Genomic DNA, 11,915 nt, shown 5'->3' on the forward strand with positions numbered 1-11,915 from the left:
CTGGGGCGAACGAGGAAGCCAACGCACATGCAACTTGAAGTATGACGGATATGAGCCGCGCGCCGCGTTTTATACCGGGATGAAGGCCAAAAAGCAAAACATAAATGCGCACATTGCCAGCAGTGTCTGTAAAAATTTCCACCAGGGTTTTCAACACAGTGAGACCTGATTCAAAAAATAGTGGAAATCGGGTGAAGAAGTGACCTAAAATAGCCATCCAGATGTTAATCCATCCATACTGATTAACACTCAGACTGCCAGTGTCACTAACCTGCAGGCCTTGGTAGAATCTTCTGCTTTGGCTTTTCCGCACAACAGTTTGAGCTAACCAAATTCTCCTTAGGTGAAACAAAAAATGGCAAAACACCTTTTTACGTCCGAGTCCGTATCAGAAGGGCATCCTGACAAAATCGCTGACCAAATCTCTGATGCCGTGCTGGATGCTATCCTGGAACAGGATCCGAAAGCGCGCGTCGCGTGTGAAACCTACGTGAAAACCGGCATGGTTTTAGTCGGCGGTGAAATCACCACCAGCGCATGGGTCGATATCGAAGAGATCACACGTAACACCGTGCGCGAAATTGGCTATGTGCATTCCGACATGGGCTTTGATGCCAACTCGTGTGCCGTCCTGAGCGCCATTGGTAAGCAGTCCCCGGATATCAACCAGGGCGTTGACCGTGCCGATCCGCTGGAACAGGGCGCGGGCGACCAGGGCCTGATGTTTGGCTATGCCACCAACGAAACCGACGTGCTGATGCCCGCGCCGATCACCTACGCACACCGTCTGGTGCAGCGTCAGGCCGAAGTGCGTAAAAACGGCACTCTGCCGTGGCTGCGCCCGGATGCGAAAAGCCAGGTTACCTTCCAGTACGACGACGGCAAAATTGTCGGCATCGATGCCGTCGTGCTCTCCACCCAGCATGCGGAAGATATCGATCAGGCGTCGCTGAAAGAAGCGGTAATGGAAGAAATCATCAAGCCAGTTCTGCCGACCGAATGGCTGAACTCTGCCACCAAATTCTTCATCAACCCGACCGGCCGTTTTGTTATCGGCGGCCCAATGGGTGACTGCGGTCTGACCGGTCGTAAGATTATCGTTGATACCTACGGCGGCATGGCGCGTCACGGTGGCGGCGCATTCTCCGGTAAAGATCCGTCGAAAGTTGACCGTTCTGCGGCTTACGCCGGGCGTTATGTCGCGAAAAACATCGTTGCCGCAGGCCTGGCTGACCGTTGTGAAATTCAGGTTTCCTACGCGATCGGCGTGGCTGAACCGACGTCCATCATGGTGGAAACCTTCGGTACCGAGAAAGTGCCTACTGAGCAACTGACGCTGCTGGTTCGCGAGTTCTTCGACCTGCGTCCGTACGGTCTGATTCAGATGCTGGATCTGCTGCACCCGATCTACAAAGAGACCGCCGCTTACGGTCACTTTGGTCGCGAACATTTCCCGTGGGAAAAAACCGACAAAGCGCAGGTACTGCGCGAGGCTGCCGGTCTGAAATAAGCGACCGACATCCGTGACTTAAGGCCAGCTTCGCGCTGGCCTTTTTTATTTACGCCCCGCCTGAAACGCCCCCGCACGTCATCAATTGAAACCGCTTACACCCTGGAGTGAAAGCACCCATTTCAGAATAATCACTTTGCATGTTCTGGCTTTCTCTGCTGTTACATTTAATTTCAGGTAAGTCTGAAATGCCAGCAAGCACATCCAATATCAATCAAATTAATCTATAATTTTCAAATCGTTAAATAATGTCTTAATAAGGAACTAGTGTAAGCGATTACACTTACGTGATAACAATCACATATTTTTGCGATGTACTCCCCTACCCTAATTATCAACAAAACTGATAACCCAACCGGAGGGCATAATGCCTGACAATAAAAAACAGGGGCGTTCCAATAAGGCGATGACTTTTTTTGTCTGCTTTCTTGCAGCCCTGGCAGGATTACTTTTTGGCCTGGATATCGGCGTTATCGCTGGCGCATTACCGTTTATCACGGATGAATTCCAGATATCTGCCCACACCCAGGAGTGGGTCGTTAGCTCCATGATGTTCGGCGCAGCGGTCGGTGCCGTCGGCAGCGGCTGGCTCTCCTTCAGGCTCGGGCGCAAGAAAAGCCTGATGATCGGCGCGATTTTGTTTGTCGCCGGGTCCCTGTTCTCCGCTGCGGCGCCGAATGTTGAAGTGCTGATCCTCTCCCGCGTACTGTTGGGGCTGGCCGTCGGCGTGGCCTCCTACACCGCCCCGCTGTACCTGTCTGAGATCGCGCCGGAAAAAATTCGCGGCAGCATGATCTCCATGTACCAGTTGATGATCACTATCGGGATCCTCGGCGCCTATCTGTCGGATACCGCCTTCAGCTACAGCGGCGCATGGCGCTGGATGCTGGGCGTGATTATCATCCCGGCGATTTTGCTGCTGATCGGCGTCTTCTTCCTGCCGGACAGCCCGCGCTGGTTTGCCGCGAAACGTCGCTTTGTCGATGCCGAACGCGTACTGCTGCGTCTGCGTGATACCAGCGCGGAAGCCAAACGCGAGTTAGATGAGATCCGCGAAAGCCTGCAGGTGAAACAAAGCGGTTGGGCGCTGTTCAAAGAGAACAGCAACTTCCGCCGCGCAGTGTTTCTTGGCGTGCTGTTGCAGGTAATGCAGCAGTTCACCGGGATGAACGTCATCATGTATTACGCGCCAAAAATCTTTGAAATGGCAGGTTACACCAATACGTCCGAGCAGATGTGGGGCACCGTGATTGTCGGTCTGACCAACGTGCTGGCCACCTTTATCGCGATTGGCCTGGTTGACCGCTGGGGTCGTAAACCGACGCTGACGCTGGGCTTCCTGGTGATGGCGGCCGGAATGGGGATCCTCGGGACGATGATGCATGTCGGCATCCACTCGCCGTCCGCGCAGTACTTCGCTATCGCGATGCTGCTGATGTTCATCATTGGTTTCGCCATGAGCGCCGGTCCGCTGATTTGGGTGCTGTGTTCTGAAATCCAGCCGCTGAAAGGCCGAGACTTCGGTATCACCTGCTCGACCGCCACCAACTGGATTGCCAACATGATTGTCGGCGCGACGTTCCTGACCATGCTGCAAAACCTCGGTAACGCGAATACCTTCTGGGTTTACGCGGGTCTGAATGTGCTGTTTATCCTGCTGACGCTGTGGCTGGTTCCGGAAACCAAACACGTCTCGCTGGAACACATCGAACGTAACCTGATGAAAGGTCGTAAGCTGCGTGAAATCGGCGCGCACGATTAATCCGCCTTTTGCGTCCTCCCCCGCGGGAGGGCGCCTTCCTCTTGCAGTCCCGTCTCTGTCGCACTATTCTCTGCCGTTATGAAAACCGCCCGTCTCCCTATCGCCGTCCAGCAAGCCGTTATGCGCAGCCTGCGGGAAAATCTCGCTCAGGCTAACCTGAAGCTTGGACGCAACTATCCCGAACCAAAGCTGGTGTATCAGCAACGTGGCACCTCTGCCGGCACCGCCTGGCTGGAGAGTTACGAAATTCGCCTCAATCCGGTGCTATTGATGGAAAACGTCGAAGCGTTTATCAACGAAGTGGTGCCGCACGAACTGTCGCATTTACTGGTGTGGAAACGGTTTGGCCGGGTTGCGCCGCACGGTAAAGAGTGGAAGTGGATGATGGAAAGCGTGCTCGGCGTCCCCGCACGCCGCACGCACCAGTTCGAACTCGAATCGGTACGTCGCAATACCTTCCCTTACCGCTGCCAGTGTCAGGAGCATCAATTGACCATCCGTCGTCACAATCGCGTCGTGCGCGGCGAAGCCACCTACCGCTGCGTTCACTGCGGCGAACCGTTGGTGCCGCTTAAATAACCAGAACTATCAGGAACTTTCCTGATCTGGCTGATTGCATCACACATCAACTTTCGTTACGTTGCGGGCTCGTTTTGATACGGAGTTCATGATGTACCGTCATCTTTCTTTGGCTACCACCCTTTTTACGGTAGCCCTTTCAGGCCAGACGTTGGCCGCTGGCATTAACAGTTTTTCACAGGCAAAGACCGCAGGCGTCAAGGTCAACGCCGATGTCCCTGGCGACTTCTATTGCGGATGCAAAATCAACTGGCAGGGAAAAAAGGGGGTCGTTGATCTCGACTCCTGCGGCTATAAAGTGCGAAAGAACGAGAATCGCGCCAGCCGAATCGAATGGGAACACGTGGTTCCGGCATGGCAGTTTGGCCATCAGCGCCAGTGCTGGCAGGACGGTGGACGAAAAAACTGCGCCAAGGATCCGGTTTATCGCAAAATGGAAAGCGACATGCACAACCTACAACCCGCCGTGGGTGAGGTGAATGGCGATCGCGGTAACTTCATGTACAGCCAGTGGAACGGCGGCGAAGGTCAGTACGGGCAGTGCGCCATGAAGGTCGATTTCAAAGAAAAGATCGCCGAGCCGCCAGCCCGCGCGCGCGGCGCGATTGCGCGGACCTATTTTTATATGCGCGACCAGTACAACCTGACGCTTTCCCGCCAGCAAACCCAGCTTTTCAACGCCTGGAACAAGATGTACCCGGTCACCGACTGGGAATGTGAGCGCGACGACCGGATAGCGAAGATTCAGGGAAACCACAACCCTTACGTGCAACGCGCTTGCCAGGCGCAAAAGAGCTAACCTACACTAGCGGGATGATTGATTAACCCCTTACCCCGCGCGGCGAGCCTGCGTGGGGAGATGACGCGGATTTTTAACTATGCGCATTCCCCGCATTTATCACCCTGAGCCCATCACCGCCGGCAGCCAGATTTCCCTGTGCGAAGATGCCGCTAACCATATCGGACGCGTCCTGCGGATGGGACCGGGTCAGGAACTGCAACTGTTTGATGGCAGCAACCAGATTTTCGCTGCCGAAATCACCCACGCCAGCAAGAAAAGCGTGGACGTGAACGTGTTGAGTAGCGAGATTGACGATCGTGAATCACCGCTGCATATCCATCTTGGTCAGGTCATGTCGCGCGGCGAAAAGATGGAGTTCACTATCCAGAAATCGATCGAACTGGGTGTAAGCCTCATTACGCCACTTTTTTCTGAACGCTGCGGCGTTAAACTGGACAGTGAACGTCTGAACAAGAAGCTCCAGCAGTGGCAGAAAATTGCCATTGCCGCCTGCGAACAGTGTGGTCGCAACCGGGTACCGGAAATTCGTCCGGCCATGGATCTGGAAGCCTGGTGCGCGGAACAGGACGAAGGGCTGAAGTTGAACCTTCACCCTCGCGCCAGCGACAGCATTAACACATTGCCGCTGCCGGTTGAGCGTGTTCGTCTGTTGATTGGCCCGGAAGGCGGACTATCGGCAGAGGAAATTGCCATGACCGCACGCTATCAGTTTACTGATATCCTGTTAGGACCTCGCGTTCTGCGTACTGAGACAACTGCGCTCACCGCCATTACCGCGCTTCAGGTGCGATTTGGCGATCTGGGCTAACGGAGAAGAATAATGATCAAGCTCGGCATCGTGATGGACCCCATCGCAAGCATCAATATCAAGAAAGACTCCAGCTTCGCTATGCTGCTGGAAGCGCAACGTCGTGGTTACGAACTTCATTATATGGAGATGGCCGATCTTTATCTGATTAACGGTGAAGCCCGCGCCCGCACGCGTACTCTGAGCGTTGAGCAGAACTACGACAAATGGTATGAGTTTACCGGCGAACAGGATCTGCCGCTGGACGCTCTCGACGTCATTCTGATGCGTAAAGACCCGCCGTTTGATACCGAGTTTATCTACGCCACCTATATTCTGGAACGCGCGGAAGAGAAAGGAACGCTTATCGTCAACAAGCCGCAGAGCCTGCGCGACTGTAACGAAAAACTGTTCACCGCCTGGTTCTCTGACCTGACGCCGGAAACGCTGGTCACCCGCAACAAAGCGCAGTTGAAGGCGTTCTGGCAAAAGCACAATGATATTATTCTCAAGCCGCTGGACGGTATGGGCGGCGCGTCGATCTTCCGCGTTAAAGAAGGCGATCCGAACCTCGGCGTGATTACGGAAACCCTGACCGAGCATGGCACCCGCTACTGTATGGCGCAGAACTATCTGCCGGCGATTAAAGATGGCGACAAGCGCGTGCTGGTCGTTGATGGCGAACCGGTTCCGTACTGCCTGGCGCGTATTCCGCAGGGTGGCGAAACCCGTGGCAACCTGGCCGCTGGCGGCCGTGGCGAACCGCGTCCGTTAACCGACAGCGACTGGGAAATCGCTCGCCGTATCGGGCCAACGCTGAAAGCGAAAGGGCTGATTTTTGTCGGTCTGGACATCATTGGCGATCGTCTGACCGAGATTAACGTCACCAGCCCGACCTGCATCCGTGAGATTGAAGCCGAATTCCCTGTCTCCATCACCGGGATGCTGATGGACGCTTTCGAAGCACGTTTGCAGAAATAAGTCATTTGCTGGATGACAACATCCAGCATGCCGTTGTAGGCCTGATAAGCGCAGCGCCATCAGGCATTAAGACACCGATGCCGGATGGCGACGCGAACGTCTTATCCGGCCTACGGTAGTGACATCCGTGCGCTTTACCCACATACTGACCCCTGTTGCTTTTTTGAACCAGGAAACAGAACCTCTGACAATGAATTTACAGCATCACTTTCTTATTGCCATGCCTGCTCTCCAGGATCCGATTTTCCGCCGTTCAGTAGTGTACATTTGCGAACATAACGAAGATGGCGCAATGGGGATTATTGTGAATAAGCCTCTGGAAAATCTTCAGATTGAAGGGATTCTGGAAAAACTGAAAATCGCGCCGGAACCGCGCGATCCGGCGATCCGTCTGGATAAAGCAGTGATGCTTGGCGGCCCGTTAGCGGAAGATCGCGGGTTTATCCTGCACACGCCGCCGTCGCGCTTTGCCTCCAGTATTCGCATCTCGGATAACACCGTGATCACCACGTCACGCGACGTGCTCGAAACCTTAGGCACGGGCGAACAGCCTGCCGACGTGCTGGTCGCACTCGGCTACTCCTCCTGGGAGAAAGGCCAGCTTGAACAAGAACTGCTGGATAACGCCTGGCTGACCGCCCCTGCCGATCTCAATATCCTGTTCAAAACACCGATTGCCGATCGCTGGCGTGACGCTGCCCGGCTGATTGGCATCGACATCCTGACGATGCCCGGCGTGGCAGGGCATGCCTGATGAGCGAAACATTACTGGCCTTTGATTTTGGCACTAAAAGTATCGGCGTGGCGATTGGTCAGCGGGTAACCGGCACGGCGCGCGCGCTGCCCGCGATTAAAGCGCAGGACGGTACGCCGGACTGGAACCTGATCGAACGTCTGCTCAAAGAGTGGCAGCCGGATGAAATCATTGTTGGTCTGCCACTGAATATGGACGGCACCGAGCAACCGCTCACCGCCCGCGCACGTAAATTCGCCAACCGCATTCACGGACGTTTCGGCGTCACGGTCACCTTGCACGATGAACGACTCAGCACCGTGGAAGCGCGCTCCGGCCTGTTCGAGCAGGGCGGCTATCGCGCGTTGAACAAAGGGAAGATCGACTCCGCCTCCGCCGTCATCATTCTCGAAAGTTACTTCGAGCAGGGCTACTGAAGCCACGCGTTTCTCAAAGCCTTCCCTGCGCCTGTCGCTGTTGCAGGCTCTGAGCAAAAGTCATCATCCCCACCTGCTGCCCGGTCTGAATGACGTGGGGCAACTGGTGGGACTTCCCTTCCCGAATCAAATTCCCCGCCGCCGGGGTGTTAATCAGCAGTTCAAATAGCGCAACGCGTCCCTCCTGCTTGTCGGACTCCAGTTTTTGCGACAGTACGGCGCGCAGGCTGCCTGCCAGTTGGCTGCGTACCGGGTCTTTTTCCTGCGCCGGGAAAGAGTCGATCAACCGCTCGATCGCCTGCGCGGCGCCACGCGTATGCAGTGTCGCCAGTACCAGATGCCCCGTTTCCGCCGCCGTCAGCGCCAGACGGATGGTTTCGCTGTCGCGTAACTCCCCCAGCAGGATAACGTCCGGATCTTCACGCAGCGCCGCACGCAACCCCGCGGCAAACGAGGCGCAATGTAATCCCACCTCACGCTGTTGAATCAGACAGCGCTGGCTGGTGTAGACATACTCGATGGGGTCTTCCAGCGTCAGAATGTGCCCATCGACATGCTGATTCAACCACGCCACCATCGCCGCCAGGGTGGTCGATTTCCCGCTGCCCGTTGCCCCCGTCACCAGAATTAAGCCGTTCTCGCTGCTGAGCAGTTCAGGCAGCACGGAGGGGGTCTCCAGCGTTTCCAGCGTCGGGCACTGTGTCGGCAGCAGTCGCAGCGCCAGCGACGTCCCCTGTCGCTGCTGAAATGCGCTGGCCCGCAACCGCAGGTTTCCCGCAAGCGAAACGGCGAAATCCAGTTGCCCATTTTGCTGTAACGTCGCCTGTTGCCCTTCATCCAGCCAGTCCGTCAGCAGTCCGGTAATGTCGGCTGCGGTGAAGGGCGCGCGTTCCATGTGCCCTCGTTTTCGCCAACGCGCAGGCCACGCATTGCTTAGGTGTAGATCCGAGACGTTATGCTTTACACTAAGGGCCACAATTTCTTCCATATTCATACACAGATCCTCGGAAAATGAACGATATCGCGCATAACCTGGCACAGGTCCGGGACAAAATCTCAGCCGCCGCATTGCGTTGCGGGCGTGCTTCAGAGGAAGTTACGCTACTTGCAGTGAGCAAAACCAAACCTGCGAGCGCCATCGAAGAAGCCATCGCTGCTGGTCAGCAGGCCTTTGGTGAGAATTACGTGCAGGAAGGGGTAGAGAAAATTCGCCACTTTCGCGAGAAAGGAATCGCAGGCCTGCAATGGCACTTTATTGGCCCGTTACAGTCCAACAAAAGCCGTCTGGTGGCTGAGCATTTTGACTGGTGTCATACCCTCGATCGCCTGCGCATTGCTACCCGCCTGAGCGAACAGCGTCCGGCAGAACTGGCACCGCTGAACGTGCTGATTCAAATCAACATCAGCGATGAGAACAGTAAGTCTGGCATTCCGCTGGAGGAACTGAATGCACTTGCCGCAGAGGTCGCCGAATTACCTCACCTTCGTCTGCGTGGTCTGATGGCGATCCCCGCCCCAGAGTCAGATTATGTAAGGCAGTTTGAAGTTGCCCGCCAAATGGCTGTAGCATTTGCCGGGCTGAAAACGCGCTATCCTGACGTCGATACCCTGTCGCTGGGTATGTCGGGCGATATGGAAGCCGCCATTGCGGCAGGTAGCACGATGGTACGTATCGGCACCGCCATTTTTGGTGCACGTGATTACACAAAAAATTAAGGAAATCTGAGGAACGCCATGAATACGTTGACCTTCTTGCTCTCAACGGTAATTGAGCTGTACACCATGGTGCTGTTATTGCGCGTGTGGATGCAATGGGCTCGCTGTGACTTTTACAATCCTTTCTCCCAGTTTGTGGTGAAAGTGACGCAACCGATTATTGGGCCGCTGCGCCGTATTATTCCCCCGATGGGACCGGTCGACAGCGCATCGCTGTTGGTTGCGTTTATCCTCAGCTTTATCAAAGCGATAGTGCTGTTTAAAGTGGTGACCTTCCTGCCGATCGTCTGGATCGCCGCCGTGCTGATCGTGCTCAAAACCATTGGCCTGCTGATCTTCTGGGTGCTGCTGGTGATGGCCATTATGAGCTGGGTAAGCCAGGGTCGTAGCCCGATTGAGTATGTGCTGATTCAACTGGCCGATCCGCTGCTGCGCCCGATTCGTCGTATTCTCCCGGGGATGGGCGGCATCGATTTCTCGCCAATGGTTCTCGTCCTGCTGTTGTATGTCATCAACATGGGGATTGGTGAGGTTCTGCAGGCAACCGGTAACATGTTGCTGCCGGGGCTGTGGATGGCGCTATGAGTGCGGTGACACGCTGTGATGATGGACTGGTCTTACGGCTCTATATTCAGCCGAAAGCCAGCCGCGACAGCATTGTTGGTTTACATGGCGACGAACTGAAAGTCGCCATTACCGCCCAGCCGGTGGACGGCCAGGCAAACAGTCATCTGGTGAAGTTTCTCGGCAAGCAGTTCCGCGTGGCAAAGAGCCAGGTTGTCATTGAAAAGGGCGAACTTGGCCGCCATAAACAGGTTAAAATCATTCATCCGCAACAGATCCCGCCAGAAGTCGCGGCGTTAACTGATTAGGTATCCTATGCAAAAAGTTGTCCTCGCAACCGGCAATGCCGGTAAAGTGCGTGAGCTCGCGTCGCTGCTCAGCGATTTCGGGCTTGATGTGGTGGCGCAAACCGATCTTGGCGTTGATTCTGCCGAAGAGACCGGGCTGACCTTTATTGAAAATGCGATCCTGAAAGCGCGTCACGCCGCGCAGATAACCGGGTTGCCAGCAATTGCCGACGACTCAGGTCTGGCCGTTGACGCGCTGGGCGGCGCGCCAGGCATCTACTCCGCGCGCTATGCCGGCGAAGACGCGACCGATCAACAGAACCTGGAAAAACTGTTGCTTACTCTGAAGGATGTACCGGACGATCGACGTCAGGCACGCTTTCACTGCGTGCTGGTCTATCTGCGTCACGCCGACGATCCTACGCCGCTGGTGTGCCACGGCAGTTGGCCGGGCACGATCGCCCATACGGCAGCAGGCAACGGCGGCTTTGGCTATGACCCTGTCTTCTTCGTGCCTTCAGAAGGCAAAACCGCCGCCGAACTGACGCGCGAAGAGAAAAGCGCGATCTCCCACCGTGGGCAGGCGCTGAAACTGCTGCTGGAAGCCTTACGTAATGGTTAAGTTGCCACCGCTGAGTCTCTACATTCACATCCCGTGGTGCGTGCAAAAATGCCCGTACTGTGATTTCAATTCGCATGCGTTAAAAGGTGAAGTCCCGCACGATGATTACGTCCGGCATCTGCTGAACGATCTCGACACGGACGTTGCGTATGCACAGGACCGTGAAGTAAAGACCATTTTTATCGGTGGCGGTACGCCGAGCCTGCTTTCTGGCCCGGCGATGCAAACGCTGCTGGATGGCGTGCGTGCGCGCCTGAATCTGGCAGCGGATGCGGAAATTACGATGGAAGCGAATCCGGGCACGGTCGAAGCCGATCGCTTTGTCGATTATCAGCATGCCGGGGTGAACCGAATCTCCATCGGTGTGCAGAGCTTTAGTGAACCGAAACTGAAGCGTCTGGGACGCATTCACGGTCCACAGGAAGCCTGTCGCGCGGCGAACCTCGCCAGCGGGTTAGGTCTGCGCAGCTTTAACCTCGACCTGATGCACGGCCTGCCGGATCAGTCGCTGGACGACGCGCTGGATGACCTGCGCCAGGCGATTGCGCTGGATCCGCCGCACCTCTCGTGGTATCAACTGACGATTGAACCAAACACGCTGTTTGGTTCTCGTCCACCGGTGTTACCCGATGATGATGCGCTGTGGGATATCTTCGAACAGGGCCACCAATTGTTAACCGCTGCCGGTTATCAGCAGTATGAAACCTCTGCCTATGCCAGGCCGGGCTACCAGTGTCAGCACAACCTGAACTACTGGCGCTTTGGTGATTATCTGGGCATTGGTTGCGGGGCACACGGTAAAGTCACGTTCCCCGATGGGCGTATTCTGCGCACCACCAAAACGCGCCATCCGCGCGGTTATATGCAGGGACGTTATCTCGAAAGCCAGCGCGACGTGGAGCAGGCTGATAAGCCGTTTGAATTCTTTATGAACCGCTTCCGTCTGCTGGAAGCCGCGCCGCGCGCAGAGTTTACGCTGTATACGGGGCTGTCTGAAGCGGTGATTCGTCAGCCGCTTGATGAGGCCATTGCCCAGGGATATCTGACGGAGTGCGAGACGTCCTGGCAAATCACCCAGCACGGCAAGCTGTTCTTAAACTCGCTGCTTGAGCTTTTTCTCGCCGAGTGATGCAAA

14 protein-coding genes are annotated in these 11,915 nt (G+C 55.7%); 13 read left to right on the plus strand and 1 reads right to left on the minus strand.

What is annotated here, in order from left to right; translation table 11 throughout:
* The first annotated feature begins 355 nt into the window (after positions 1–355).
* The 8 genes from metK to ruvX all read left to right on the plus strand — a co-directional run bounded on the left by metK (position 356) and on the right by ruvX (position 7,591).
* Positions 356–1,510 carry a methionine adenosyltransferase gene (gene metK, locus GBC03_26060; protein ID QFS73433.1) on the plus strand — a complete coding sequence of 385 codons (1,155 nt, stop codon included), beginning with the start codon at positions 356–358 and terminating at the stop codon, positions 1,508–1,510.
* Between the two features lie 367 nt (positions 1,511–1,877).
* Positions 1,878–3,272 (plus strand): sugar porter family MFS transporter, encoded by a 1,395-nt coding sequence (locus GBC03_26065; protein ID QFS73434.1) that lies wholly within the window; start codon positions 1,878–1,880, stop codon positions 3,270–3,272.
* A gap of 78 nt (positions 3,273–3,350) precedes the next feature.
* Complete coding sequence (locus GBC03_26070) at positions 3,351–3,851, plus strand: SprT family zinc-dependent metalloprotease (protein ID QFS73435.1); 501 nt, start codon at positions 3,351–3,353, stop codon at positions 3,849–3,851.
* A 91-nt stretch (positions 3,852–3,942) separates the two neighbouring features.
* On the plus strand, positions 3,943–4,650 hold the full coding sequence (gene endA / locus GBC03_26075) for a deoxyribonuclease I (protein ID QFS74131.1): 708 nt from the start codon (positions 3,943–3,945) through the stop codon (positions 4,648–4,650).
* Between the two features lie 79 nt (positions 4,651–4,729).
* Entirely contained in the window at positions 4,730–5,461 is a 732-nt protein-coding gene (rsmE, locus tag GBC03_26080; GenBank protein QFS73436.1) for a 16S rRNA (uracil(1498)-N(3))-methyltransferase, read from the plus strand.
* A 12-nt stretch (positions 5,462–5,473) separates the two neighbouring features.
* A complete protein-coding gene (gshB, locus tag GBC03_26085; protein ID QFS73437.1) occupies positions 5,474–6,421 on the plus strand; it encodes a glutathione synthase in 948 nt (315 codons plus the stop codon).
* Between the two features lie 190 nt (positions 6,422–6,611).
* Positions 6,612–7,175: a YqgE/AlgH family protein gene (locus tag GBC03_26090; GenBank protein QFS73438.1), complete on the plus strand. Its 564-nt coding sequence runs from the start codon at positions 6,612–6,614 to the stop codon at positions 7,173–7,175.
* Positions 7,175–7,591, plus strand: a complete 417-nt coding sequence (gene ruvX, locus GBC03_26095; protein ID QFS73439.1) for a Holliday junction resolvase RuvX — start codon at positions 7,175–7,177, stop codon at positions 7,589–7,591. The genes GBC03_26090 and ruvX overlap by 1 nt, the downstream gene beginning before the upstream one ends.
* 13 nt (positions 7,592–7,604) lie before the next feature.
* On the opposite strand, the gene GBC03_26100 is transcribed toward ruvX, so the two are convergent.
* The gene (locus GBC03_26100; protein ID QFS73440.1) at positions 7,605–8,585 is read right to left on the minus strand and encodes a PilT/PilU family type 4a pilus ATPase; all 981 of its coding nucleotides are present in this window, start codon (positions 8,583–8,585) and stop codon (positions 7,605–7,607) included.
* Between the two features lie 17 nt (positions 8,586–8,602).
* On the opposite strand from GBC03_26100, the gene GBC03_26105 reads away from it, so the two are divergent.
* Genes GBC03_26105 through hemW form a run of 5 tightly spaced genes read left to right on the plus strand, consistent with a single transcriptional unit; the run spans position 8,603 to position 11,909 of the window.
* On the plus strand, positions 8,603–9,307 hold the full coding sequence (locus tag GBC03_26105) for a YggS family pyridoxal phosphate-dependent enzyme (GenBank protein QFS73441.1): 705 nt from the start codon (positions 8,603–8,605) through the stop codon (positions 9,305–9,307).
* A gap of 18 nt (positions 9,308–9,325) precedes the next feature.
* The gene (locus GBC03_26110) at positions 9,326–9,892 is read left to right on the plus strand and encodes a YggT family protein (protein ID QFS73442.1); all 567 of its coding nucleotides are present in this window, start codon (positions 9,326–9,328) and stop codon (positions 9,890–9,892) included.
* Positions 9,889–10,179 (plus strand): YggU family protein, encoded by a 291-nt coding sequence (locus tag GBC03_26115; GenBank protein ID QFS73443.1) that lies wholly within the window; start codon positions 9,889–9,891, stop codon positions 10,177–10,179. Before GBC03_26110 ends, GBC03_26115 begins: the two co-directional genes overlap by 4 nt.
* Positions 10,180–10,186: 7 nt before the next feature.
* Positions 10,187–10,780, plus strand: coding sequence for an XTP/dITP diphosphatase (locus tag GBC03_26120; GenBank protein ID QFS73444.1), 594 nt, complete (start codon positions 10,187–10,189; stop codon positions 10,778–10,780).
* On the plus strand, positions 10,773–11,909 hold the full coding sequence (hemW, locus tag GBC03_26125; protein ID QFS73445.1) for a radical SAM family heme chaperone HemW: 1,137 nt from the start codon (positions 10,773–10,775) through the stop codon (positions 11,907–11,909). Before GBC03_26120 ends, hemW begins: the two co-directional genes overlap by 8 nt.
* Positions 11,910–11,915: the final 6 nt, after the last annotated feature.

The organism is Citrobacter telavivensis (assembly GCA_009363175.1).
In the GTDB taxonomy this organism is placed as follows: domain Bacteria; phylum Pseudomonadota; class Gammaproteobacteria; order Enterobacterales; family Enterobacteriaceae; genus Citrobacter_A; species Citrobacter_A telavivensis.